Origin of the sequence: Haloplanus rubicundus (assembly GCF_003342675.1) — an archaeon.
Taxonomy (GTDB): Archaea; Halobacteriota; Halobacteria; order Halobacteriales; family Haloferacaceae; genus Haloplanus; species Haloplanus rubicundus.
This window is the reverse complement of the sequence record NZ_CP031147.1, coordinates 160,647-186,912: the sequence shown is the minus strand read 5'-3', so window position 1 is coordinate 186,912 and position 26,266 is coordinate 160,647. Positions and strand designations below refer to the sequence as shown.

Below are 26,266 nucleotides of genomic sequence, written 5' to 3'. Positions count from 1 at the left end.
CCATGATCCAGCGACTCAAACACGCGCTCGGTCTCGACGGGCCCGATGACGGCGTCGAAGCCGTCCCAATCGACGACCTGTCCGGCGAGGAGACGCAGCACGCCATCGACTACCTGCACCTCCTCGACCGCGAGACCACCACCGAGAACATCGAGTGGGCCGCCTACCAGTTACAGGCTGACGAGGTTGGGCTCGCGAACGCGATGGAGACCCTCGAAGAGCGGGGCGAACTCGACAAGCGAATCGTCGCTCCTCGGCTCGTCGAGGATCACCCGCAATTCCAGATCCGCGACGGCACCGTCTCACAGATCCTGACCGTCACCTCGCTCCCCCGGAAAGTGGGTCTCGGATGGCTCGTGCCACTCACGCTCGCCGATGTCGACCTCCGACTGACGTTTCACGTCCGGCCACGGGAACCGAAGGACGTTCGCCGGCAGCTCCAGAAGCGCTACACGCAGGCGGTCACCTCGCTTGCGCTGAAGCAAAAACGCGGCCGGACCGATACCTATCAAGACCAACTCGACCGCGAGGACCTCGAACGCCTACTCCAGCGGACTATCCGCGGCACGACCAAGCTGTACGACGTGGCGATCTACCTCGAACTGGTCGCCGACTCCCGAGACGACCTGGACGGGATGCTCGACCGGGTGGAAGCGATCCTCGCCGAGCAGGATGTCGAACTGAGTCCGGTGAAACACCAGCAACTCGACGCGATGGACGCTATCACCCCGGTGGTGACCGATCCCGTCGACAACACCCACCCGATCCAACTCGAAGCACTCGGGACGTTCTTCAATCTCGTCGAGCCCTCGATCTACGACCCGAACGGCGTGCTCTTGGGCTTCGACGACACCAAGCGCCCCGTCATCCTGAACCGGTATGCACTCTCCGGGCACTCGATGGCGATTTCGGGGAAGACAGGGTCAGGCAAGAGCTACTTCCGCAAGCTGGAGATCTACCGGCGCCTGCTCGCGGATGCGAACGTCCAGTGTATCCTGTTCGATCCCGCCGGCGACGACTACCCGCGGTTCGCACAGTCTCTCGGCGGCGAAGTGATCCGCTTTGGTGGGAATTACACCGTCAATCCGATGGACATCTCACCGCCGGCGACGGCCGAGCAGGAGACGGGCGACGACACCTACGCACTCACCATCCGATCGGTGATCGAGATGCTGCACACCCACTTCGATCAGCGCGATGGGATGTCGGCCGGCGAGGAGGGCGTGCTCATCCAGGCCGCCCACTACGCCTACATCTCGAAGGGCATCATCCTCGGCGAGTACGAGACCTACGCTCGGGAGTCACCCACGCTCGATGATCTGATTCGCGGTGTCACCGTGATCGCTGCCGGCGGGCTTGAGGCGGCACGCGAGGCGGACGTGATCGACGAGGCCGAACTCGATCTGTTCCAGTCCTACGGAGTGACCGAAGTCGGGGAGGACGGTGAGCAGCCGACAGGCGAGTCCTCGGACGGTAGCGGGATCTCGATCTCGGATACGATCGTCACGCCGACCAATCACCACCAGGAGCTGGCACGGAATCTCCAGCCGAAGTTCGAGTCGTTCAAACCCGGCGGCATCAATCACAATCTGAACGGCCAGACGAATCTCGACCTCTCCTCGCGACTAGTCGTGATGGATATGAGCTCGTTCGCCGACACCGGCGAGATGCCACTCATCCTCCACGCCATGCTCTCGTGGGCTTATCTCGAAGCCAAGCGCTCACCTTACAAGGTGGACGTTACGTTCGACGAAGCCCACTACCTGCTGGGTCGACCGGCAGCGCGGGATCTCATCAACCTGTACATCCGTCATGCTCGGCACTACGAGGCCGGCCTGACGCTGATGAGTCAGACCTCTCACGAATTCGTCCGGACGAACGAACGCCGCGAGGTCTACGAGAACTGTGACGTGAAGTGCCTGTTCTACGCCGAATCGGTTTCCGAACAGACCCAGCAGTACTACGGGCTGTCGAGTGACGAGATCCGGTTCATCCAGTCAGCCGCCCGCGGGCAGGACTCGAACTACTCGGAGTGCCTGCTCGCGACCAGCGTCCACGGCCGCCGCCGGCTAGAGGTGCGAAGCGGCCCGTTCGAGCATCACGTCCTCGACGATACGCTTGATCCACGGGAGTGGTTGGCGGAGATCGACGGTGTCGTTTCCGGCAACAACCCAGAGGATGACGTTCTCCTGACGGAACTCGAACTGGCCGACCTCCCCCACGTGATGAACCGGGACATGGATCTCGAAATGGCGATGCAGGAATCCCACGAGGACGGCATCAGCGCCGATGTCCGGGGAGTGGAGAGTGATGCCACCGGGGCGAGCAACGGAGCAGTTGCTGATGACCACCGATCTGACCGCGGGGAGGATCAGTAATGCGGCCACCACTCACCGAGAGCCGATTCCCCCGACCGTGTGTCTGGTCGACGTCGCTGTCACCGATACTGGAAGGTGAGTGCCGTGGCTGACCTCTTGGACCTTGGTTGGCTTCCGGATGCGATTGTCCGAGCGATCATCGAGTTCCTCCGCTCGCTCCTGGTTGGGGCGATCAACGTGATGTTCAATTTCGGGCTGAAGCCACTGCTCACGATCAACCCGACTATCCTGACCGACGCCCAGTTTGTCGACGCGTGGGACAGTGTGTTCGAACTCTCCATAGCCCTGCTCCCGATCCTTATTGCGGCGGGGCTCATCGTGATGCCGTTTAGTGAGGATCAGGAGGCGACGCTGTGGAACATGGTCGCCCGGATCGTTGCCGTCATCGTCTTCATTGCCATCTCGAAGCCGCTGTTTGGGTTCCTGATCGAGGCGTCGAATGGCGTGACGAATGCCCTCGCCCCAGCGGCGTTCGAACTCACCTTCGACGCCGATCTCGGCGGGAGTTGGGGGGCAACCCTCGGCACGGGAATTCAACTCGTCGCGCTCGCGGTGGCTGTCCCGTTGATGCTCTTTGCAACCATTCTCTCCTCGGTGTTACTCGTCCTCCGGCAGTTCATCGTAATCACAGTCGCGGTAGGCGCGCCGTTTTTCGCCGTCCTCTGGTATGCGAACTGGGGACCGATGAAGGCGATCAGCAGGTTCGCCTCGACGTGGCTTCGGATGGGCGTGTACGCCCTGTTAGTGGGCCCGATCATCGCGCTCGTGATGCGAGTGTTCGATGTGATTGCAACTGGGGGCGTCGCCAGTTCGGGTGATATTGCCTCGTTCTACACGGCCTCGGCGCTGGCGCTGATCTTCCCGATCATTCTGTTCGTCACGATCTGGAAGACCATCGGCTGGGCCGGCCAGCCCCTCGGCGTCGACGCCGCGTTCACGACGACCGTAGCTGCCGCAATCGCCGCCACTGGGGTTGGGGCGGTTGCTGTCGGCGCCGGTGCAGGCTCCGGTGCCGTGAGCAGTGCCTCGAAGTCCTCGGCTGATGGAGCAAGCGGGGCCGGTGGGTCGAGTGCCGGAAGTGGCAGCTCTGTTGGGAGTGGGTCGTCAGGTGGGACGGCGACCGACCCTTCAGCAGGAACTGCCAACTCGAGCGTCGGCGGGACGATGCGAAACAGTATCTCGGACGCGCTCAGTACGCGTGAGCCGCCTGCTGAGGACAGCGTGGATACGGCACCCGGGGCACTCTCCAAAACTAAAGACTACGCGTGGCGGAAGACGACAGAAATTCCCAGGGTACAGGCAGCCCAAGCGACAGCGAGTAGAACCGGAGGAGCAGTCAAAAGTCTGGGCTCTAGAGCAAAGGAAACTAGTCTAGCCAGTGCTCGAAGGATAGTCGGTTCTGAGAGTATCGACACACATCGGAGAACAATTTCTCAGCAGATGGATGCCGCTGCCGAGGCGGATTCGAACCGCGACTTCTTGACCGAGGCGTATCAGAGCGGCGAGTTCGATGTCGCCGAGGCAGCCGACCGCGGCATCCTGACCGACTGTGATCAACCTGCGGAGGGGATCTCGACAGTAGTCCCGGATGCCGACGGGACGGTAACCTACGAAACCTCGGCGGGTGAGGAGACGACGATGAACATCAACAACAGGGCCCAGCAATTCAGCGAGGAGGCACAATCGCTCAGAGAGAACGCTTCGAGATCGGCCCGGAGTGTGAAAAGGATCAGGACCGCCCAAGTCGCCGCGAAAGCGCCGGGTCAAGTTACTGTCTCAACCGGCCGAGCTGGCAAGCGGATCGGGAAAGCCGGTGTTCAGGCGGGAAAGGCCAGTGGGATTGTCTTCGCAGGAGCGATGACACGGAGCCCTTACGCAGCCCACCAAATCGGCAAGCGCGGCGGAAAACACCTCATTGGTCCCGGAAACAATCCTCAGTCGGATGGCTCTGCAGAAGATGCCGACATCGACTGGTCAACGCAGCGTGATGGCCCCGGGCAGGCTACGGACTCCCCGTGGGACGATGACACCGGAGAGGGGCCTTCCGAGACGATATGAGTCAATACGCGACGCCTCAGTACTGACTGAGTGCTCAAGCCAGTTCAGGGAAGATTGGCGAGAAGTTATATTCGATCCCCACCATGAAACAAACATAGACCATCGCGAGCGCCTCTGTCCGCTCCGTTCTCGATGGCTGTACCATCGCGCGGCTCGCATGACCACACCCCCAGCACGGCTCGCCGGTGCCAACCGCCACGCTCGCCCCCTCGCGAACCTTCAGAGGATATCCTTCGGATGATTCGATGAGTTTTCTCGGTACTGCGCTCTCCGTCGCCGCTTTCCTCGGATTCTTCGCGATAGTGGAGTATGCGACCTATCGAATTATGGAACGGGAACACCGGAAGCGGGATCTCTACCGGTTGTTCTTCATGCTTGCGTTGACTGCGCTGGCGTACGTCCATATGTGGTTGATCGCACCATTGCTTAATCTGCCGCCAACTGCCGCTGTCGGACTGGGGTTCGCTCTTCTATTCGTTTTCATCGCAGGAGGTCTCGGTGTTCCGGGTCTGAGAACGATAGCGGACATCGGACTGTACCCGTTCGCACAGGTGTACGAATTGTTCGTGGTGCTCTTACTCCTCACGGAGGGTCTGACGCTGGCATCCTCCTTCGTCTCTGTCTCGCAGTTGAGTTTCCTGAGTAACGTCAGTCCGAATAGTCCACAAATCCAGGCGGCACTCGGACTGGGAATCGCTGCTTCGTTCGTTGCTCTGACGTTCTACGACCCACGAGGAGAGAACGGCTATTACTACGCCACTGGAGAGTACCACCAGCCGTCCGTCGATTACGAGAAATTTCGCGAGATTATGGACGATGGACGAACTGAACCCGACAGTTCAGAGACCCGGGTGACCAACTCAGATTCCTCTGAAAAGATCGCTGACGCGACCAACCCAGAAGCTTCACGGGTCGCGGCAAAAGCCCTGGATACTCCAGACTACGAGTACAACTGGACTCGTTCGGACGTCGGCTTCGACGACATCGGCGGCTACTACGATGTCAAAGAGCGACTCGCCGAGGAGGTCCTCCAGCCAACGCGGGCGAGGGCACGCGGAGACGACCGTTATGATCGCTTCGGGATCGAGCCCGTACGAGGAATCCTGTTCCATGGTCCACCAGGGACAGGCAAGACGCTGTTCGCCCGAGCGCTCGCCGGCGAACTCAACGTCCCATTCGTCGAGTTGGGGCCGGCGGATGTGACCAGCAAGTGGATCAACGAAGGGCCACAGCGAGTGCGCCACTTATTCGAGGAGGCTGCCGCTGTCGGCCCTTGCGTTATCTTCCTCGACGAGGCCGAACACCTCTTCGGCGGACGGGATGTCGGTGCCGGCGGCGCCCACGCTGAGGATCGAAAAATCACCAGCGAATTGCTCGTTCATCTCACCGCTGGGGATCGAACGGCCATTGTCGTCGGCGCAACCAATCGGCCAGAGGATATCGACCCCGCGATCCTCCGGCCGGGACGGCTCGCGTCGCATATCGAGATTGGACTGCCCGAGGAAGAGAGCCGACACGCGATTCTCCAAGCGAAGCTTGAGGACGTGCCGCACGAACTCACCGGCGACCAACTGGCGACGCTGGCGAAACACACTGCCGGCTGCAGCGGCGCCGACATCGAGGAATTAGTCACGGATGCGAAGCGCCAAGCTGCACGGCGGGACGCACGGAAAATCTCCATCGAGGACTTCCCCTCTGCAGGGGTTGCCACGGAGAGGACAGATACCGAAATCGAGCCGATCACCGATAGAGATCTGAACGATTCGAGTGAGTTCGACCCAGTTCCCGAAGATCCGTTTGACGATGACCCGACGGCCGGACTCCGGTAGCTCGGAGGAAATCTAATTCCATCTAAGCGAATGCGGATCCATTCTTTGTCACTGTATAGATCGCACTCTCCTTCCCCCAGAATTTCCGACTACTCTTCCACCCGTTCGAAAGTGACGGACATATCGTCAAAATCGGGGTTCGCTTCCCAACCAAGTTCGGCCCATACTTTCGCGTGGGCCTGACTGCTCGAACGCCAATACTGTGGGTATTTTTTTGCCGATGCCGGAAGTGGGGCTTCGATTATGTCCTCGATTTCGTCCATAGAGAGATGGAAGCGATCGGATTCGATAGTTTCTAAATAGTCATACAGTGGTGCGTACTTTCCGTTCCTCGTTTGTTCGGTAGCGACGACTGACGACGAACTATCGCTTTGGTTTGTCGATTGAGATTCCGGACTTTGGGAACCTGGTTGCTGGATAGTCACACTTGGAGACGTCGCTGAAGTCTTGTTCCACGGGGGATCACACTGCTCAATCAATTCCGTTTCACGAAGCTTTCGATTCTCCGTCTCTTCAACCCAAAGAGCGACTTGGTCCCCGTTACGGACCGTCTCCAAGATAAGGTGGTTGATCCGACAGTTTGTCTGTTGCCCTCCCTCGAAACAATTTCTGGGAGAGATATTCCCGTATCCTGATCCAATCCGATTGTGGATATCAACCGTTTCCCCGACGTACTTGATTTCGTATCCCGCAGTGAATAGGTAGACACCTTCGACCCCGACGTAATCTGTTGTATCTACAGAGAATCCACAGAACGGCCCCCAACCGTAGCGATGGACGTGATACTCATCTGCCTTCTCGTAGCGCCGTTGTGGCATCTTGATATCGACTGACCCCGCCTCGTTCCGATCCACTGAGATAGAATCCACGAATTGAAATGAGTGAGTAAGGGCGGAAATGTTCATACCAGATTTTCGAGGGTACTCAATATAATCTTCGGGGTGAGTTACTCCGTTGACTGTTGACGGGGTTCGAAACCACTCTCCTCTATGTCGACCAAATTTCAGCGTACTCCTCTGCACTACCGGAATAGTCGCTGCAGGAGTCCTCCGCTTGCTTCCTCATCGTCCGCACGCAGATCGTCCATCTCCAACCACTCCTCAAAGTCATCGGGATTCTTAACGATGATGTTGCGACCGCTCTTTTCGGGGCGCATCTTCGTGGGAAGCGTCTTTCGATAGCTGTACAGTTCGTGCGGTTCCAAATCGAAATCAGCGATGAGATGGTTCTCTCGGCGTTCGAAGGTCACATCGTCCCGGTGGAATGCCTGTCGCCACTTGCGCTTTCCAATATTGTAGCGGCGATTCGCGGGCCGCTCGGGGAAGTACTTCGGCCGTTCCCGATCCAGTCGGTCGTAGAAATCAAGGAAGATCCGTCGCACGTCGTCGACCGTCCCGCCAGCATCGAGATACATCTCGTCTTCCAAAATACGCCGAGATACGTACGCGAAGATCGGATTGGTTGCATCGAGAATCTCGTTCAGGTCTTCCTGTGCTTCGTAGAAGCCTTCGTCCTCAGGATTCGAGGGAAAGGCAACATCGAAGTGGAGCATCTTCGCCCGGTTGCGGAACCAGTCGTTCGGCCGGGAGTCGTTGCTGGTGAAGATGAGCGTCGGATAGGAGATGTCGTTTGATGGGTGCCACGAATCCTGCCAGAAGTTCCGTAGCGTGTCGACCCGCTCGATTTTCTGTTTGGCGATGTCCGAAACAACGTACGGGAAGACCGTATCTAGGTCACGAAGCGCCCGAATCTGATTTTTGCCCACATCGTCGGCGTCTGCCCCGCCTCGTACCAGATCGTCGGAGATCAATCGCAACACGAACTCCGAGAACTTGTCCTTGCCAGCATCAGATTCGCCGAAGATGTAGAGATATTGGAGGGCGTTATCGAGCGTGACGTTACCGTAGAACTGGCGCGCGTAGAGGTTCACAAACGGCGCCCACAGTCCGTAGAGGATCCCCTCGTACATGTGGGCCTTGACAGCTCGGGCATTATTCGTCTCCCCCCACCGATCAATGGTCTCGATATAATCTTGGATATTCTGGAGTGCGGCATTGAGCACTTCGGGTGAGGGCTCGTGATCCGCCGTCAGGATTCGGTGGTGTTCGCCGTGTTGGAGGTGGACGCGACAGTTCTCTTCGTCCACCCACATCTTCGGCACGTCGTAGCGTGTCTGGAGGTAGTTGGTGTACCCTTCCACGGAGGTGGTGATGGCGTCGGACCCAACGTCCGCACCACGACGCTTCAGATCAGTTTTTACTCGGTCGAGATACCCATCGGTCTCGAATCCCTGAGTGGGCAGCGTGATCGTATACTCCGGTGTCTTGGCGCCGGTAACGCCTGTCGACGACTGCTCATTATCATCAGCCTCCATAGAGCCGTTCGATTCGTCGTCGATTTCCACCCCTACCTCCTCGTGTTGAATCGTAACGACCTCATCGGCCGCTTCCGGGTCGTCCGTGACGCCGACGACTCGATCGACTTCCTGCCCGAGTTCCTCCAACTCCTGGCCGACGTTCGAGTGAATCTCACCTCGTTCTGTCAACTGTGTGTCCCGGTTATCGATCCACAGTTCGATTCGTCGATCCTTCTCCTCTTGATCGTCAAGTGCCTCCAGTTCCGCCACTAGATCCTCCATGAACACCGTATCGGCGTACTGTTCACGGTGGTCGTCGATCCACGTCTTGAACTGTTGGTCCAACTGTGAGTCGACTTCTGTCCGAAACACGACGACGCTGTTCGTCTGGTTCTTCCAACTGTTGTACGAGAGGTTTGCACTCCCCGAGATGAGTGTCACCTCGTCGCCGTCCTTGACGATCCGATAGAGTTTGGAGTGGACGACTTTCCTGTTTTTGAGGCGGACAATCAGTTTGTCCTCGCGGTAGTATCGTTGCAACTGCCGCGCGACAGTTACGTCGTCGACGGACGACTGATACTCCTCGCGATTCCCGACGAGGACATCCATCGACTCCAGTTTTCCGTCATGCTGTTCGAACAGATCAAGAAGCAATTCGGGAGATTCGCAGTAGGTGACCGCATCTATGTGGACTGCCCCCTCAAAGAACTCCGTGAACGAATCCCAACTCTTGACGGTTTCCCATTCCATCTCGGCTGCATTCCCAAATCCCCCCAGATTGATGGTCGTCGCCCATTCCATGAAGTAGCGACTGTCAGGATATCTACTAAATGTGATGGAGGATTCGATCTCGAAGTAGTGATCACACCCCAGATTAACTTCGAATTCATTCCAGGGTCGTGCTTCGATTTGCTCACCACAGAATGAACGCTCAGTCACAGGCATCAACAGCTCACCATCGACAAATTGACCCGCTTCAGGAGGGAAGTCACTCAACTCGACTCCCCTAGATACGGATTTGATTCGATTTCTTCGGGGTCGCAGATTTTCGCTGAATCCGTATTTGGAGGAGCGAACGCAAACCGCCTTCCCCATCATTCGGAGTCGTCACGAAAGTCCTGATAGAGTCGAATTAGGGTGTGGACATCGAGCATCGACGCATCGGGGAGTTCCGATTGCATCGCATCCCGAAGGTCACGGCAGGCGAGGACGATCCGATAGTACTGGCGAGCGTCGAATCCGGTCTCCAGGGACTCGGCGTTACTGCAGTTACTGAAGAACGTCTCGAATCGCTGGTACTGGAAGTTCACGTAGTCGTCGGGATAGACACCCATCAGTAGCGTCGACGCGATGCGGAGCAAGTTCCCGTCGGAAACGTTGTCACTCGCCGCGAACTCGTAGAACTGCTCCAGTCGGTCGACCAGATGTTCGTCCTCCGAAAAGAGCATCGAGAGAACGGCCGCAGCTCGCTCCGGATCCTCTTCACACGTCTCCCGGAAATCGCCAAGTTGGACGACACCCCACCGTCCAAGCAGATACTGCGGCACGGGAGTCGAGAGCATGTCCGTGTCAGTGTACTCGTCCGAATTGGTCCAGAAGGCATCGAAGAAGGGTTCAATCTCGTCGGCCGACAGATCCGTGAGTTGGTACGCATTCGCGACATCGTTCGCGATATACGCAGCGAAGTCCCACTTCCACGTTTCGTAGTGTCCGCCAGCCCAGTGATCGGTTTCCAAGTCAGCGTAGGCATCATTTCGACGCGCCGCGATATGGCCGTCGATAGCTGGGGTCGCTGCCTCGAAGTCGATCTCGATCGGGCCACGATCCGTTGCCGACGAAGCGGGATAGCCACGGAGAGCGGAGTAAAGTTCATCTCGTGGACCGGATGCCTCGGCGCTGATATCCTCTTGTGTGGCCGTCGTAACGAGAGCAAATAACTGGTCGATCTCTTCGTAGATGGGAATCGGTTTGGTGGTCGATGCTGTCACGTGACCGGAGATATCGCGATAGAACTCTTCGAACGACGTGAGTTGGTCGACAACCTCGTCGAAATCGCTGGCAGGGTCGATGCCGAATTTACGGAGACCGTTCCGTGCCTGTTGGCTCACGATGGGGCCGTCGCGTCCCCTCGAGTAGAGTTCGGGGATGACCTGTCCCCAGCTAACTCGCTGTGCCCATGAGTCGTCGTACTGCCCGCTTGTTCGAATCTCGTCGAAAAATACGGCCAGGTCTTCGAGCGTACCGGACCAGAGACTGCGGGCGGTACTCGGAAACCACTCACTCGCGGATGCGAGTACCTGTTCGTTCCAGAGCGCTTCGAAATTCGATTCTGAAGGTTCTTCGACGAACATCTCTAGGCGCTCTCGGTACTGAGCTGAACGCGTTGGGTGTGTGAGATCGTATGCTGGGCCAGTTGGATTTGCCTCTGCGACGACCCCCCACGTTTCCAGTAAGTGAGTCGCCCTAGGTCCGATCGGTAGGTCCATATACCACACTTGGAATCGGGTGTGTTGGTTCCTTTGGCGACTCTAAAGACTCACAGGCGCGAGTGTAATCTATAGCGTTCGTGAGCAAACCGAGAATCCCGACCACGCATCGGTTGATGAAGTGGTCGATCTCGTGATGCAACGGGCGCAAACCCTGCGAGACGAACACGAGGACGCATATTTCCATACGGCGTGGCAACCATCATCGATACCGACAGGATCGAGCCCATTCGCACAGTCATCCACCGCATCCTCGTCGACAACGAACCGTTCCGGACCGCCACGAATGGCCTCGAATTAAGTACTGTCGACGGCATTCGGATCGGGACGGCAGCCACCTGGTTTCTCGACGAACTGAACGCACAGAACGACGGCTGAGACTGGCGTGAGTGAGTCCTGTTCCAAGTGCTCTGATGTGCAAGCTCTGTGCAGTCGCCGAAACCGTTATGCAACTATGTGCAGAACTTGCACATAGAATGAGTGCGAGTGACGATCCGCGACGAGTGCACTTCCAGTCGCCGGAGTATCTCGTCGACCGGCTGGACGCGATCGCGGAGCTCTTCGACAAGGATCGGACGGATTTGCTTGTCGAGGCAATTCGCGAGTACATCGAAGATACCGCCGATAGTGAGACGTTCCAAGAACTCGTCGCGACCAAGTACTACGACGACCAGCTTGAGTTCGAGACGGTCAAGCAGTTGGTCGGCGCTGAGACCGCCCAGCGGCTCCGGCTTCTCAAAGCGGACCTCGAGGACGAGCCACTCGATCTCGCTGCCCCCGACGACGTTGACATCTACGATGGCGACGCGACGGCAATCGACACCGCTGACGACGATCGATGAGCGGCCAGCGACTGCGAACGGTCGTCGCCGACACCAGCGCACTCGTCAGTCTCGTCGTGCCTCGGGCCGACGCAGCCGTCGATACCGGCACCTCAGACCCATTCCAGTATCTCCTCACCTCGTGTGAAGTGTTCGTCCCACCGGAAGTCGTGACCGAACTCCGCGACATCACACAGTATCAGGATATCCACGGCGCAGCCGCGAACAACGTCCTCGCAGCCCGCAGCCACTACACGGTCGAGGATCCATACGAGCGCGACGATACGCCAGACTCACGGCCGACCTTCGGCCTCGACGACGGCGAAACCGATGGCATCGTCCTCGCGAATGCGCTCGACGTGGACGGGTTTCTCACCGACGAGTTCGGCGGGACGAACTTCCCCCTCATCCACACCGTACTACAGGGGCCACGGATCGTCCCGACACCGCGGCTGATCGTGGACTACGCCCGGAATGGGCATCTGACCACGGAAGAAGCGAGCACACTGATTACGACGATCAGCCCGCATCGTAGTTGGGAGAATAGTCCCTACGTCACGCAATTGCTCCAACGCCTCGATGCGTGACCATTCCACGAGTGGCTGTCGTCGCCGATGGATAGTACGCGAATCGAGCAACCCATCAAATGGAGTGAGTGGTCTGTGTAGTTTACTCTAGAGTAAATTACTTTGCTACGTTCAGTCTAACAGATAGGTATGGGCGCCAGTTTGGACGACGATGACGACACGACACCACGCGAACTCGTCCACTTCATTACACAGCAGACCCGGTTTTCACTTCTCAACGATATTCTCGCCCATCCCCAACAACTCCCGTCGATGTACGAACTCGTGGAGCTCAACCCCAGTGTGAGCGATGCGACCGTCTACAAGCACATCCAGAAGCTCATTGACGTCGGCATCGTCAAGGAAGTCGCCCTGGACGATGATCAGCGCCGGCAGGGCTATCCCTGGAAGTTCTATGGGCTCACCGAGGAGGGTCGCGAGTTCCTCAAGGACCACAAGTTGCTTGCGGCCGAGGAGACGCTCCAGCGGATCTACGAGACCATCTCCGAGAAGCCCAAGAAGATGATCAAGTACGAGAATGCACCCCGACCTGACGGCGTATAGCGGTCCCTTCTACTCCGGAATAGTTTGCTATTCGTACTCTTCAGACGGTCTGGGGCGGTCAGACGCTTTGTTGGTTAACAGGAGGTGACCACTGATCTTCGACGAGCCACCGACGCTCTCGCGACAGCGAAATTCCTCTTCCACTAACACGAGTGTCCCTCACTTCGTTAACACCCACCACTCATCGCGGATATGCAAACTGAAGGATTCAGCTACCGGAATGTGTCTGATGAGAACACGCCGGCTCAGACGATACCGCCCAGCACGAGTAAAGCTAGAATAACCAGCACCATCGTGATCAAGCCGCCTCCAGCGAGGAGCTTGTTCTCCATCGCCTTCTCGTGAATCGGCATCGCGGCGTACTCCTCGCGGAACGCCTCGAGATTCTCCTCGTCGTAGAAGTACTTCGTCTTCAACGCGAATCGCTCCGTGACCGCACAGCCCGTACAGACCGGCTCCCCTTCCAGCCGTTCGGTCTTGATGTGGCTGCCACAGGCAATCGCCCCGCAGTTCGGACAGTAGGTGTACGTCTCGTCGACGCCGCTCGTCTCGCAGTGGACGCAGCGATGAATTCCATCCTCGGTCGTCACTCGCGAGGGTCCCGCCGCGTAGTATTCGTAGGGGTAGGTGTACTCCTGTATCTCGGTCGTATGGCGAACCTCAGGAAGATACACCGGTTCAATCGATTGCACAGAGATGTCCGAGAGATTCGGCTCACAGGTCTTGTTGTACGTGACGTTGTTGTCGCCAGTGTAGGTTACCGTCGTCGTGTGGTAGTCCCGAAGGCGGTCGACAGCCCACTCCTTGTACTCGGTCTGTGTCTGGCCGAACCGACGCTCCGAAATCTCGTCGAACACGTCTTCGAATCGATCGGCGTCGAGGTCAACCGTCGTGTGGAAGCTCTCGGTCACCAGCGTCGCGATGTCGTCGTCGGCCACCCGTGGATGTCCGCGTTCAGCGTGGACGACGAATTGTGTGCGGTCGTTGATCCGGTGGATGACGCCCACCGACGTCTCGAAGACAGCGTTCGTATCGGCGGTGATCGCGACCACCGGCCGAAACGTCACCTGCGAGTGTGGCGCCGGAAGACCGGCGGCCTCGATGTTTTCGATGTCGCGGAACGCCTCCTGAACGGGCGCGTCGACAGTGGCTGCCGGATCGTACGGTCGGAGTGTTTCGTCACAGAGAATCTCGATCCGGCCGTTGTAGAGATCGAGGCCAATCTCGTCGGCTATTTCCCGGAGATCTGCGCCGTCGATCAGTTCGATGGGATAAGGATCGTCGTTCTGCTGGAGGCGTGCAGCGTACTCCTCGGCAGGCCCCGTGAACCGGCCGGTCGTGACGACCATCCCGCGTTTGGGACCGTCGAAATCGAACGTAGCGATGGCCGAGTGGAGCTTCTGGACGACCGGTCGCCCGACGGTTCCCGTGTGCTTACACTCAACGACAACCGCCCGACGGGTGCCGTCGACGACCTCCTCCATCAGTACGTCTCGACCCTCGTCAGCCGTTCGTTCAGCCTGGCGGACGTTCTCGTAGCCGAGGTTGCGGAACACGTCCTCCATCAAATCCTCGAACTCGAATCCAGAGAGGTCGTCCAAGACAGCCATCCGAGATGGGTGAAGAATAAGTGGCGACTAACAAATACGTTACCGAATTTATGACCCAAGAGACATCATCAACGCTATATCGCTGAATCACTCACCGTTCGGGACGCGGGGCTGACTCGTAGCGCTCGATCTCAGCGGTCTTCTCAACCCAGTCGTAGATCTCTTGGAGGGTCTCCTGTGCGCCCGGATCGTGGGCGGTGGTGGGACGAATAGCCCAATACAGTCTCTTTTTTTACTGAACGCCAGACCGACCCAGACCCCACCGCCCCACCCTCCGCTCCGTGCTCGCTCCCGCTGGTCGCTGCGCGCGCAGCCACGACCTTACTGTACTGTTTACTACTTATCAACGAACCGGGGTTTTGGGATCGGAGAACAGTTGGGTGATTGGGATAATGCGCCTGGAAGGTAATCGGGGCTGAATCTAACTGAATTTATCGCAATATATCTGGTGTAAGTCCTTTGCTCTCTCGGGGTTCCCGCCGCGATCACGACTCCCGTCCGTTCGCTCCGAAGGTGGTGTCGGATTGAACGACTCGCCCAGTTCGTCAGCGACCAATTTGTATCGTTCGCGAAGCGCTGAGAAGCCGTCGAGAGCACATCGATGCAGAACCGACCATGGTTGATGTCCGTCGACAGTATCACAGACGTAGATATTGGGACGGCGCGCAGTCGTGTCGGTACTGGGAATGAGAATCCCAACCGGATGGTCGGCAGTATCGACCACTTCTTCGAACTCGTTGAGTGTCTTCGGACTGTAGAACTCGATTCCACCGAACTGATGGTTCACCGCGTCTCGGGTAGAGCCGACGACAGCGAACGTCCCGAAAGCGGGATCGTAACCGAGGGCCGCATTCCGTGCCCAATGATCTCCGACCGTAGAAAGTGAAACAGCGGCACCGGATTGCGAGTCCGCCGTGACCATCGCGACTGGGAAATTCGCGCCCGTCTCGGCATGGACTATCCAGTCACCATCAAGCACGAACAGCTTAGGGTCGATACAGCTGTTTCTGTCTCCGTCTTTCTCTCCCCCCTTCGCTCTCACGTAGGCACCCAGTGGTATGGGAAGGCCATCAACGTCGGTCCAGTCGAGGAGGTAGTCCTCGAACGGTTTGGGTAGCTCCTCGTCAGTCTCGGATCCGTTCGAATCGTCAGTCATACTGCGGCATCTCCTCGCGTTGTTGCTGAAGCATCAGCCGAAAGACTTCGCCAGTCGTGCCATTAAGCGCGAGTGCATCGCCTGTCGCGATCCGTGACGACACTTCGGGACAACCGATCACTGTGGGTATCCCGTATTCACGAGCGCCAACCGCTCCGACTCCAGTCAACTGCGCTTCGTCGTAGATGAGCAGTCCTGTTGGATGTACCATCTCGTCCCACATCCACGGTGCGAACGCTGGTGTGACGACGATGTCGTCGCTCCCAATGTCCGATAGATCTGAGACACACTCCGGTGGCGGATGATACTGGGAGTGATCGTCAATCGTCACTCGCTTTGCCGGGCCTGCGGTCCACCCAGGACTGGCCCCACGTCCGGGAGCGATCATCGGCCACGGATACTGCTCGCTCTCCTGTCCGCGACGCTGCTCCTGTTCAAGTTGTTGTGCCACCGAACGCAGTTCCTGAACGAGAACTGCCGGAGGGCAACCGTTGGCGAGCGAGTCGTCGATAAGGGTTCGAAGCGCCGTACTGAATTCGTCGTGGTGCATGTCAGTCGTAGTCGTGACCGCGGGATACTCGTATGGAATCGATCATCGGTACAGTTTCGTTATTTATCCTCGTCCATTCGGACATCAAGCCCGTACGCGTAGACTTGGAGGATGTCTCCTTCCTCAATCCCGAGGGCGACTGCTTCCGCTTCCGGGAACGTGACTGTGTGACCATCCTCTAGTCGCGTTTTGAAGATCGCCATCTCTTCAGGCGAACGGGTGGGAAGCAAACTCGGATCTGCCTCGCCTCCAGAAGCGCCAGACACCGACGACGTAGATTGGTCATCACCAGCACCGTCAACGAGTTTACTGACGACCCTCCCAGCGTATTTCCCTGGGTACCACCCCGTAGAGTCCTCAGAGGTTCGCTCCTCCAACTCTGTCTGTTGTAAAGCCAACTGAACGACCGTGTCCAAGGCCTCCTGAAAACTCCCAGCAGCTTCTTGTTGTGTTTCCCGATGGATCCGTCTGATCTCCTCGGCGAGGCTCTCGTCAATCGATGGTCGCGGCATAGCCGTCATAATGCACCGATGGTAATGAACTTTTGGATCGATGGATTTATTTTTCGTGCATATGTACTGAGTTTTGGTATATGTACTCAGACATCTCATATCCAAATCATCCCAACCGAGCGTCGCTTTCCGATATTCGGCGTAGCGTGCTCACGACTGGTATCCACGGACATCTCGGTCACCGAGTTTGCAGACCCATACAGAGGTTCGATCCTTCGGAGTACCGAGTATCCTGGATAGGGGGCCGCAAATGACCGAACACTCCACGGCACCGAGTGGGTTGTTGACACCGACTGAGCGTGAGCGGTTACACGACAGCGAAACATCACAGAAGAAGCGAAACGAGCTCCGAGAGCGCGCCTGTGATCGACTCGAAACCACGCTCGAAGATATCCGAGTGCTCTACCCGACGCTTCGTGACTCGGATATCGAATCGGTGTTCACCGAAGGAGAAGACCGTGACCTCGCGGATATCCGCGTCGCGACGCAAGATGCGCTGGCGCTGTTCGTTCACGGGATGCTCCACAACGGCGACGACCTCGAGTGGCGGCTGTCCGAAGCCATCCGAAATGCGACGCTCGATTACGGAGAGGACGTCTCCGTCGAACTTGAGATCCGTCGAGGTCCGTTCCCAACCGTCGAACGCTGTCTCCAGCGCTTCGATCGAGAAGGAATGACCCCCGAGAACCTAGCACTGTTCGATCGCCTGTTGTTTTGCTCGGAGGCAGATCCCGGGCAACTGGCGGCCGCCGCTGAGAGTCTCGGAATCGAAGCGACACCAGACATGGTTCAAGGCGAACTCGAACGGACCACCTTCGAACGGCTTCCACAGACAGCGATCGTGAGCGTTGACGTCGAACCGGACCTCGACTGCGACCCGGCAGCCAACCAGGAGTCTCCCGACCGATGACTGACGATATACCCGACACTGCGGATGATGAACAGTCGATGGGCCTGTCGGAGGCGTCAAGACGAGAGTATCTCCGGTCGATGGCAGTCGCGCCGGGCACACTGACACTACTGGATGACCGAAAAGAAACTCCAAGCCGGAACGAACCTCTCGCCACAGCCGCAGCCGTACCGGAAGCGTTCACCTCCTACGATGTCGACGATCCGACGCCGTTCGCGCGTAGACTGATGGCTCGCGAGGATCGTTTCAAGGAGCATCAGTTCTCGGCACGCGGGTTCGTCGAAGGCCTCGATGATGCTAATCCGCGGTATGTCATGAGCACGGGATGCGTGACCCTTCACGATCCAAGTGATGCGTCGGTCGTTCGAAAGCTGATGTCGGAGTTGTTCGAGGAGTACATGGATCGACTCTACGATCGATCAGGTGTCGAGTGGACAGACGCCTCTTCCGCCGACTACGATGCGGCGGACGTACATCGAAACGCAGCCATCCACTTCGACGCGATATCGACAGCCGGCATCGATTGGCTCGATCCAGATACCTCGACACAGTGCAGCGAACACTGGGTGCTGGATACGACCGATCGAGAGGCGATCCTTACCGTCGTGTTCGGCTCTCGACAGGGACCGTGGAGACCACGAACGTTACTCGATCGGGCGCGGGCAGATGCTTTGCGGGGGGCTGATCGATGAACCGACGTGAGTATCTCGGTGCCGTCGGGAGCACGTTACTCTCGACAGCCTCACTCGGAGCGTTCGACGCAGACGGGAAACCCACCGAGCAGTCTTCGCGATGGCCCGAGGTCAGTTCGGATCTCACCCCACAGTTACCCGAAGCGTACGAACAGCAGCTGAACCGGTCACGCCAGCGAACGGTCGGACCGGTCGGTAAAGAGGAAATGGTCCTCTTCGAAACGACCAGTCGAACGTTTGCGCTACCGGAGACCCAGGCGCGCGAATCTCGTCTCCTCGTGGAAACGGGGTGGCCCATCGCTGTCGAACGCGACGAGGAGTGGATCCCGCTTACGGACGATGATCGACGCCGCACCCTGCGGGAAACCATGATCAGTGATCACGCGAACGGGATGGCTCACGAAGTCATACTGAGTTTAGCTGATGGGGACAGTACCGTCTCGACAGTGAACGGCTATCAGCGCTCTGTGGTGAGATACTGGGAACACTTCCTAGTGGAAGACATCCCTGATGAGGTAGCTGAACAGTTCGACGGCCCGGATACGGATGAACTACTCGGCGAGCGTGTTTCAGCGCTTCAACTGACCCCACGCGGATTCGTCGCGATCGAGCACAGCGACACGCCAGTCGCCGACCGGGGAGCGACCACGCGGCGAACAGAACAGATCCTCGAGTACCTCCTCAACGAGTCGATTGCCGGAGAGACACGGCTTAACCAGCGGGGGGAAGATAAGCAGGACTTCCGGAACAGAGGGGATCAGGGATGAACGGATCGCCTATCGGTTCGGACGACTCAGCACCACTGGCGAGTGACGTAGCTTCGCGTCTCTCTGGAGGGGACTGGCCGTTCTCAAAGGCCGAGGAAGTCGAATTGATTCTCGCGCGGTACTACAGAGGCGGGACGTACGACGAACTCGGGGTAACCTTGGGTGTGGAGTGGTTCGATACGGATGGGAACGATGCACGTTCGGACGAAGAAGCCGCTCGAACGGCGCTCGCCGAATACGTCGCGACTCGCGACAACCTGCACCGAATCTTCGAGGTAGCCGAACCGGATACCAGTGGCTTCGGCAAGTTCTTTGGATATCATTACACGCTGTTGATGAACGACGAGGATCTCGTCGTACGATCTGGACCGTCGACCGAGCAGTGGGAAGCCATCGCTACCGAAGTGCAACAACTCGTGGGGGACAACGAGAGGATGCGAGCGTTTCTACGCGGGATCGTCGAGAACGACCGGACGTTCCGCGGTCGCATATTGACCGATTTCTCTGATGCCAGCGCCAGAGGCAGTACACACTACGGCGGTAAACTGTGGGTATCGAACGGCGCGGAACTACCGGGACAGGTCACCGGCATCTCGACTCGGAAAGGGTCCAGTAGCGGCCGCACGTACACCGTCGCTGCAGAACTCGTGCCCGTGATCACGGCGACGCTGGAGCAACTCGACGAGGGGGCGAACGGTCCAATCTCGACGCCTGACCAGACAGTACCCGACGAACTCGATCGGCGAGTACCGAAGTTCCAAGAAGTCCTCGAGGAGGAGTCCGTCACAGAGGCTGACATCGAGCGCTTCGAGGCCATCCTCGACGATCACGACGCTCTCGACTACTGGGCGGACTACGTCGCACCGGCGGTGAAGTTTCGCGACCGGGCGAAACGAGCGATTCTCTGTGTGTTGGCTTCGCCCGAAGATGCTCACGACACCAAGGGTCGAACGAACGCGATCCTGTTCGGCCCGCCCGGAACCGGTAAATCCGCGTTCAAGAACTTCCTGGTCGAGGAGTTCGGCGCATTCAGTATCGACGGGGCTCGCGTATCGAGAGCCGATCTCACGTACAACAAGAACAGTAACGAAGACGGATTGCTCGTACGAGCACACAAGGGCCTGGCCGTGATCGAGGAGGCCGACGAGTTAGACGACAACGCCCTCGGCGCGGCACTGACGGCCTTTGGCGAGGCCGGTCGGATCGAAATTCGAGATATGCAACTCCCGGCGCAGGTTCGTGGGATACTCCTCGGGAACTATCGCTCTCGGGAAGAGATCATCGCCGCTCACTCCGAAGCCGTGTTCGATCGATTCGAGTTTGTCCTCCAATTCGACCGACTGACCGATAGCGAGCGTGACGCAGCTATCGACTGGCAGTACGATCACTTCAGGCAGCCGAAAGCCCCCGAACAAACGGGCGAGCTCAAGAAGTACATCGCTTGGATCCGGAAGTTCGATCCAGCGATCCCCGAGCCGGAGTTGCGCAACATCAAACGTTTCAAACAAGAACGGATCGAGGCGGTGGGAAACGTACGGGAAGGAGTTTCGATTATGACCGTTGCATACACCATCGCCCGACTCAACCACCGCAATTTGACTCTCGCTGACTACGAGACAGCGTTCGAGTTGGTGGCAAGATAATGGAGCCGATCGAGGTCAGCAGTCCGAACCGAAGTGAGAGAATCCGTGGTTGATGTCTGGCGGACGAACTGGCCACATCCGTTCGAGCATGGGCTAATCATGGAAGTCTATGAACCCGGGGGCGACTCACCGATGGATATCCATCGAGCACTGACAGTCATCGATCAGCAGATTGACTGGCTCCGTCGTGACCTTCGTGACTCACTCACTCAGGATTGTACCGGCTACTCCGAACTACAACGGAACGACACGGTGGCGATCTGCCAGATCGCAGACCGGATGTGGGAGGAGATTACGAATGCATTGAGAGGCCCAGAATACGTCGATCGTGAGTTTAGTGGCCGGATCGGGATTACCACGCAACACGTCCATCGTCTCTACGCGGAGCGCACACTCACCGGGAACGTCGTGGCAGATACCATTCTCGTGTACTCGCTCGACCCCCGACTCGGTTGATCCTTTTTTAGTATCGCGCAACGGACTTCGAGGTCAAGCGCTCAGTTCGTCGGGGCACGAAACTATTGGGGAAATTCTTAACCAACAGACGCCGCTGTACCCCTCGATTGTTGGTTAATACTCGCAATGAGAGGGCAATCTCGAGCAAGAACGTCGAATCTCTCAGAAGGACAACTGTGGAGAAGGGCGATTCGGAGCAGTTGATTCGTCTCACCCTTCATTACGGAATCGGTTCGTGTGATAGGCCGAGATGCTACTCTCCTCGACCGCCGCCACGACGCGGTCGATATCGTAGGCGACGCGTCGCAGATCCACCGACCAAGTCGAAAGGTCGAGGATGGCGTACGCCGCCCGTTCGTCGCCATCTCGGGGGTCACCCACGCTCCCTGGATTGACGACGATCCCCTCATCGAATTCGGCCGTGGCCTGCTGGTGAGTGTGTCCGAGAACGAGGACGTCTTCATGACCGAGAAGCCCAGATGAGAACTTCTCCGCCTCCGTATATCGAAATCGCTCGTCTGGATGTCCGTGAACCACCACGACTCGGTCGTCGAAGAGTGACTGTTTGTCCGGACACCCTCTGAGCCACGCCATGTTGTCGTCGGTGAGATTGTTCTGGGCGTATCGGTCACTCGATTCGTACGCCTCCCCGTCGATAACCGTCTGATCGTAATTACCGCGGACGCTGATGGTATCACGGTCCCGAAGCATGGCCACACACTCGTTCGGCCACGGTCCGTATCCGGCCACATCGCCAGCGTGGACGAGGGCATCGGTGTCAGGCATGTCCGTCAGGACCGCTTCCAGAGCCGGAAGGTTCACATGCACGTCAGCTATCAGACCGATCGTACGCGGAGCGTCGGTCACGTGATTGTTATTGACACCCGAGATTATAAAGAGCAAACGCAAGACGCCTATCACTCCGAATTTCGAATCCGGAACTCATCTCTACTACAACCGTGCGGCTCCGCCTCAGTCTGTATCAGCGTGGTACGTCGGAAATGATCCCCTCTCTACAAACCTTCCGTCGTGTATGTGGCATCTAGTCCAGAACTTCGTATTGAGAGAACTCTCCACTCTCGCAGTTCGGGCACTCCTCGGTCTTCGGTGAAACGCCCGTTCCACATCTGCGACACTCTACGATGACGTTTGACTCCGCCTCCAGCAGTAGTTGTGTCATTAGCGTTCGGAAGGCCATTAATCCAAACACGATTGAGTATCGAGTTTGAGCTCGAATGGGACGAGAACGGTAGTGGGGGAGATAGCGGGAGCGGCCAGCTAGAGATCGAGTGATGAATTAGTTCCCCCGCTCAGCACGACTGTTGGAACCTATCTCCAACGAGGCCGGACTTTCCAATGTTACCAATATGATCTCATGTCCGTGGATCTGTCCTGCTCGAATTCGTCCCTTACCTCGAACGAATGGGACCGAATCCACGAGTTGCTCGATGGCGAATCGCTAGCAAAGTTAGAAAGTGGCGACTTGGCTTCGCGGATAACTTCCTTGCTAAGGAGATTTTTGATTGCTGTTTCTGTCGATTCAGTCCCCCATCCAACAGCAGATTTGATTGCGTCAAACGACCGAGGACCGCCTCCTTGGAGAAATTCTACTATCTTTCGTTGGCCTTGTGTGAGTTCGAGATCATCGCTCATATCTGGTAATCCTGTTATGCGCTCACAAGAAGCTACTGTCCCGCTGAATATTCAAGGAATAAATCATATAATCGATACAACCATGAATCTCGGTTTTCCGCATTTCTCGCTTGCGCTCCTCTCGGAGCAGTCCCGTGGGAGCTTTTTCTCTTTTTGGACCCCATTCTCAACAAGTACGTCTCGGGGTTCTCCGACAGGATCCGCAGCACCGCTGCCGAACGAGACGACCTCTCGTTGTTCACGCCGAGCGATATCCTCGGATAGCCCGATGAGTGTTATTGGCGATTCGGGAGTTCACCCGCGTTTGTCGAAGGTCGAAAATCGAGAAATCAGCCGGAACACGGGGTAACGCAGTAGTTTACACATCGATAACGGGGAGTGTACGTCGTCGAATCTCGAAGTTACCCCACAGAGTGATATGACACGCCGTTGTGGGGTAACTATGGTCGAGGACGGTCCGGAGAAACCGCCCGCACCTGAGTTACCGAAGTATCTGCGTGAGCCACTCGAGAACCAATCCCCGGAACGGTTGGAAGCAGTCGCGGCGTACGCGGCTGATTTGGCGGAATGGAAACGTCGACAACGGGAGGAAGAACTCGAGCGTCGACGAGCCGAGGAAGAAGTCGATGAAGAAGAGCTCGAGGAGCTAGACGAGCGCGAGATCTCGACGGATCCAGAGGATTACGAAGATGTCCCGACGGGTAGCGCGTACATCACGGTGAAAACGACGAAGGAAACCGGCGATAAATCGTACCGATACTTCTACTGGCAGTGGCGCGAAGGCGATTCCTGGAAGAACGAGTATATTGCGCCAGTCAATCCGCGAGAGTAGTGTTCTCACAACCTCGAGTTCGGTCACGGCGCGAATTTCGTGAATACACATCGATAGAGGGGTGTGTAGAAGCAAAGCAATCTGGCGAACACATCGATAGCGGTGCGTGTTCTGCAAAGCAGACGGAGTTTGATCGAGTTCGAAACGTATCGAGACGAACGGTGATATGCCGTCAGTCAACGGGCCAGTTCGCAGAAGCGGTCAATCCAAGATCGCCGATTTCTACCGATAGAGTCGATATTGAGTTCGAATACACATCGATAGAGGTGTGTGACGCGCGTCTGACGCAAGCTGGCTCTACGAACTCAGCACTTGAGGTAGGTATCTGAGTGAGACGCGGTAACACCCGCCTGATACACATCGATAGAGGGGTGTCCCCTTCGTAGTCGGTTGAGGAACAGTCCACGCTCAGGTTTCGTTTCGAATCTGCGCTTTCACGACCGATTCGACTTCCTCGGGCGAGACCATATCGATCCGAGAGTCTTCGCGAAGCGTCTCGAGAATCGTCTCGGGGCGTTCGCCGAACTGGAATTCGAGGAACATTCCGGAGCTGGGACCGTGACTCCGGCGCTCGAAGTCGACGAGGGAGTACGTCGTCAACTCCTTCATTTTGTTGACGTAGGTCTCCTGGTGGTACTGATCGGCGTCGATCGAGTCAGTGAGGAACTGATAGACACGGTAGCCGGTCGTACTGCGAGCCGACCCGTCGTCGGTCTGTGCAGCGACGGCTGCCGTCGCGTATAGACAGAGTTTTTTCTGCGTGCTGATGCCGCGGACGACTTCCAGAACACGGTTTTTCTCGACTTTGTCCTGGGCTTCCCGCACGTGTTCCTCGCGAACGCGGTCGTCACCTTCTCGTTCGGCAAGTTCGCCGGCGACGCGCATCAAGTCGATCGCCTTTCTCGCATCACCGTGTGTTTGTGCGGCGAACGCGGCGGCAAGTGGAATCACGTCGCCATCCAAGACATCGTCGTGGAACGCATCCTGCCGTCGACGCAGAATGGCCTGGAGTTGATTCGCGTCGTAGTCATCGAAGTGAACGTCTTCCGGGGTGAACGAACTCAACGCACGGCTCCCGACGGATTCCATCATCCTCGCGTCGTTCGAAATGGCAACGACAGAGATGTACGCGGTTAGTTCGTCGTTGGCCCCGGCCCGGGACAGTTGGTAGAGCAGTCGCGAAAATGCCGGATCCTGTTTATCACGGCGACCCACCAGCATATCGAGTTCGTCGAGGACGAATACGACGGAGTCGAAATTCTCGTTGACGATGCGATATAGTTCGTCCCATTTTTCCTTGGTCGCGACACCATGTTTCGGAACGTCGATGTCGACACCTGCTTCGTCCGCGGCTTGACTCGCTAGTTCGTAGACAGCAACACCTAGTGTGTCGAGATCTTGGCAATTAACCTCGATCGTCCCGAACTGAATATCCCGTGACTCGCAGATACGACTGATGTTGTGGCAAACAGCCTTCGTAATAAGCGACTTTCCCGTCCCGGACGGTCCGTAGAGAAAGAGATTCGGAGGGCGGTTATCGCCGAGCGCCACGCGCAGCATCTTCGTCACTTCCTGGAGCTGTTCGTCGCGACCGACGATTCGGTCCTCTTCAACTACGTAATTCGGGTCGAGGAGTGAACGGTCACGGATCAATCCTTCTTGCTCGTCGAATTCGAGTAGCATGTCCTCGATCGACTGCGACGTATTTTCGTCGGATTCCGTAGTCGAAGAGGGGACAGAATCCCGCTCAGAATCTGAGGAACTCGACGCGAGATCGACCTGTGTCGTCTCGTCATCTGTTGACGAGTCGTCCCCCCTCGCCTCGAGATCAGATGGAGAATTCTCGGAGTCCTCGGCACCCATGGCGGGAACCATACAGTCCGACGACAAAAATCTTCCCCACCCCTATCGAAGTGTGATCCGGGGAATCAGTCGATTGTTCTCAAAAATATCGCGGCTTCGACTGGAAATTGGCGATGACAACGGGAACGGCTGACGAAGTGTTCCACGACGTTGATGGGAATCGTGGGACAGACACACCCCTCTATCGATGTGTTCACGAGTTCGAGAGGGTGGGGGGAGAAGGCACTGTCGGGACCAACGCGAGGCCAGCTACGACACGATTTCCCGCAAATCACGGTGGAAAACACCGACAAACGCCGTTGACGAGAGCGTGGCCTCGCCTTCTTCTTCTAGCTTTCTAGACTAGCCACTCACACACCCCTCTATCGATGTGTTCGATGTGTTGAGTTCCCTCGTGATTCTGTCCATCTCTCACGTCAGAAATCGTGGTGTATGAGTGGTGCCGTGTTCTGCCGGTATCGCACCCTACGAGCCTTGTAACGACGGTTTTCTTGTCAATGATCACGGGACCATCCTCGAGAGCTTCTATCTCACCTTGTCAGCATGGAGGTCGAACACATCGAT

The 26,266-nt window shown here is 57.5% G+C and carries 21 protein-coding genes and 3 pseudogenes; 14 read left to right on the top strand and 10 right to left on the bottom strand.

All coding sequences use genetic code 11. From position 1 onward, the window contains the following. Positions 1-2: 2 nt before the first annotated feature. From DU484_RS00725 to DU484_RS00715, 3 genes are all read left to right on the top strand, one after another. Positions 3-2,378, top strand: a complete 2,376-nt coding sequence (locus tag DU484_RS00725) for a VirB4 family type IV secretion system protein (RefSeq protein WP_114604807.1) — start codon at positions 3-5, stop codon at positions 2,376-2,378. Between the two features lie 84 nt (positions 2,379-2,462). Further along, a complete protein-coding gene (locus tag DU484_RS00720; RefSeq protein WP_157969456.1) occupies positions 2,463-4,436 on the top strand; it encodes a spermidine synthase family protein in 1,974 nt (657 codons plus the stop codon). 245 nt (positions 4,437-4,681) lie between these two features. Continuing rightward, positions 4,682-6,265: an ATP-binding protein gene (locus DU484_RS00715; RefSeq protein ID WP_114604805.1), complete on the top strand. Its 1,584-nt coding sequence runs from the start codon at positions 4,682-4,684 to the stop codon at positions 6,263-6,265. Between the two features lie 89 nt (positions 6,266-6,354). Here the strand turns inward: DU484_RS00715 and DU484_RS19280 are convergent, their stop codons facing one another. From DU484_RS19280 to DU484_RS00705, 3 genes are all read right to left on the bottom strand, one after another. Further along, positions 6,355-7,170: a GIY-YIG nuclease family protein gene (locus DU484_RS19280; protein WP_157969455.1), complete on the bottom strand. Its 816-nt coding sequence runs from the start codon at positions 7,168-7,170 to the stop codon at positions 6,355-6,357. A gap of 116 nt (positions 7,171-7,286) precedes the next feature. Continuing rightward, the gene (locus tag DU484_RS00710; protein ID WP_157969454.1) at positions 7,287-9,422 is read right to left on the bottom strand and encodes a phospholipase D-like domain-containing protein; all 2,136 of its coding nucleotides are present in this window, start codon (positions 9,420-9,422) and stop codon (positions 7,287-7,289) included. Positions 9,423-9,715: 293 nt separating this feature from the next. After that, positions 9,716-11,107: a hypothetical protein gene (locus DU484_RS00705; RefSeq protein WP_157969453.1), complete on the bottom strand. Its 1,392-nt coding sequence runs from the start codon at positions 11,105-11,107 to the stop codon at positions 9,716-9,718. Positions 11,108-11,174: 67 nt separating this feature from the next. Between DU484_RS00705 and DU484_RS00700 the strand changes: the two are divergent. The 4 genes and pseudogenes from DU484_RS00700 to DU484_RS00685 all read left to right on the top strand — a co-directional run bounded on the left by DU484_RS00700 (position 11,175) and on the right by DU484_RS00685 (position 13,058). Next, positions 11,175-11,485, top strand: a pseudogene (locus tag DU484_RS00700) (hypothetical protein). 98 nt (positions 11,486-11,583) lie between these two features. Further along, positions 11,584-11,949: a ribbon-helix-helix domain-containing protein gene (locus tag DU484_RS00695; RefSeq protein ID WP_114604802.1), complete on the top strand. Its 366-nt coding sequence runs from the start codon at positions 11,584-11,586 to the stop codon at positions 11,947-11,949. Continuing rightward, a complete protein-coding gene (locus DU484_RS00690; RefSeq protein WP_114604801.1) occupies positions 11,946-12,515 on the top strand; it encodes a hypothetical protein in 570 nt (189 codons plus the stop codon). The genes DU484_RS00695 and DU484_RS00690 overlap by 4 nt, the downstream gene beginning before the upstream one ends. A gap of 129 nt (positions 12,516-12,644) precedes the next feature. Then, positions 12,645-13,058, top strand: a complete 414-nt coding sequence (locus DU484_RS00685) for a helix-turn-helix domain-containing protein (RefSeq protein ID WP_114604800.1) — start codon at positions 12,645-12,647, stop codon at positions 13,056-13,058. Between the two features lie 245 nt (positions 13,059-13,303). On the opposite strand, the gene DU484_RS00680 is transcribed toward DU484_RS00685, so the two are convergent. The 5 genes and pseudogenes from DU484_RS00680 to DU484_RS00660 form a co-directional block, all read right to left on the bottom strand. Continuing rightward, on the bottom strand, positions 13,304-14,668 hold the full coding sequence (locus DU484_RS00680) for a restriction endonuclease (protein WP_114604799.1): 1,365 nt from the start codon (positions 14,666-14,668) through the stop codon (positions 13,304-13,306). Positions 14,669-14,759: 91 nt separating this feature from the next. Beyond that, a pseudogene (locus DU484_RS20645) lies at positions 14,760-14,849 on the bottom strand (transcriptional regulator); the annotation flags it as partial. A gap of 240 nt (positions 14,850-15,089) precedes the next feature. Continuing rightward, complete coding sequence (locus DU484_RS00670) at positions 15,090-15,824, bottom strand: hypothetical protein (protein WP_114604798.1); 735 nt, start codon at positions 15,822-15,824, stop codon at positions 15,090-15,092. After that, the gene (locus DU484_RS00665; RefSeq protein WP_114604797.1) at positions 15,817-16,374 is read right to left on the bottom strand and encodes a PEP-utilizing enzyme; all 558 of its coding nucleotides are present in this window, start codon (positions 16,372-16,374) and stop codon (positions 15,817-15,819) included. The genes DU484_RS00670 and DU484_RS00665 overlap by 8 nt, the downstream gene beginning before the upstream one ends. A gap of 59 nt (positions 16,375-16,433) precedes the next feature. Then, positions 16,434-16,886 (bottom strand): hypothetical protein, encoded by a 453-nt coding sequence (locus DU484_RS00660; RefSeq protein ID WP_114604796.1) that lies wholly within the window; start codon positions 16,884-16,886, stop codon positions 16,434-16,436. Positions 16,887-17,283: 397 nt separating this feature from the next. Here DU484_RS00660 and DU484_RS00655 point away from each other — a divergent pair, with 397 nt between their 5' ends. The 5 genes from DU484_RS00655 (at position 17,284) to DU484_RS00635 (ending at position 21,354) form a co-directional block, all read left to right on the top strand. Next, positions 17,284-17,796, top strand: coding sequence for a hypothetical protein (locus DU484_RS00655; protein ID WP_157969452.1), 513 nt, complete (start codon positions 17,284-17,286; stop codon positions 17,794-17,796). Beyond that, complete coding sequence (locus tag DU484_RS00650; protein WP_157969451.1) at positions 17,793-18,488, top strand: hypothetical protein; 696 nt, start codon at positions 17,793-17,795, stop codon at positions 18,486-18,488. The genes DU484_RS00655 and DU484_RS00650 overlap by 4 nt, the downstream gene beginning before the upstream one ends. Further along, positions 18,485-19,255 carry a hypothetical protein gene (locus DU484_RS00645; RefSeq protein ID WP_114604793.1) on the top strand — a complete coding sequence of 257 codons (771 nt, stop codon included), beginning with the start codon at positions 18,485-18,487 and terminating at the stop codon, positions 19,253-19,255. The genes DU484_RS00650 and DU484_RS00645 overlap by 4 nt, the downstream gene beginning before the upstream one ends. Then, entirely contained in the window at positions 19,252-20,898 is a 1,647-nt protein-coding gene (locus DU484_RS00640) for a hypothetical protein (RefSeq protein ID WP_114604792.1), read from the top strand. The genes DU484_RS00645 and DU484_RS00640 overlap by 4 nt, the downstream gene beginning before the upstream one ends. A 99-nt stretch (positions 20,899-20,997) precedes the next feature. Further along, positions 20,998-21,354 carry a hypothetical protein gene (locus tag DU484_RS00635; RefSeq protein ID WP_157969450.1) on the top strand — a complete coding sequence of 119 codons (357 nt, stop codon included), beginning with the start codon at positions 20,998-21,000 and terminating at the stop codon, positions 21,352-21,354. Positions 21,355-21,564: 210 nt separating this feature from the next. Here DU484_RS00635 and DU484_RS00630 read toward each other — a convergent pair whose 3' ends face one another. Next, positions 21,565-22,221 carry a metallophosphoesterase family protein gene (locus DU484_RS00630; RefSeq protein ID WP_114604790.1) on the bottom strand — a complete coding sequence of 219 codons (657 nt, stop codon included), beginning with the start codon at positions 22,219-22,221 and terminating at the stop codon, positions 21,565-21,567. Positions 22,222-22,566: 345 nt separating this feature from the next. Between DU484_RS00630 and DU484_RS20200 the strand changes: the two are divergent. Both DU484_RS20200 and DU484_RS00620 read left to right on the top strand, forming a co-directional pair. Then, positions 22,567-22,647: pseudogene (locus DU484_RS20200) on the top strand (amphi-Trp domain-containing protein); the annotation flags it as partial. Positions 22,648-23,449: 802 nt separating this feature from the next. Beyond that, a complete protein-coding gene (locus DU484_RS00620) occupies positions 23,450-23,839 on the top strand; it encodes a hypothetical protein (RefSeq protein WP_114604789.1) in 390 nt (129 codons plus the stop codon). A gap of 408 nt (positions 23,840-24,247) precedes the next feature. Here the strand turns inward: DU484_RS00620 and DU484_RS00615 are convergent, their stop codons facing one another. Beyond that, positions 24,248-25,702 carry an orc1/cdc6 family replication initiation protein gene (locus DU484_RS00615; protein ID WP_114604788.1) on the bottom strand — a complete coding sequence of 485 codons (1,455 nt, stop codon included), beginning with the start codon at positions 25,700-25,702 and terminating at the stop codon, positions 24,248-24,250. Between the last annotated feature and the right edge of the window lie 564 nt (positions 25,703-26,266).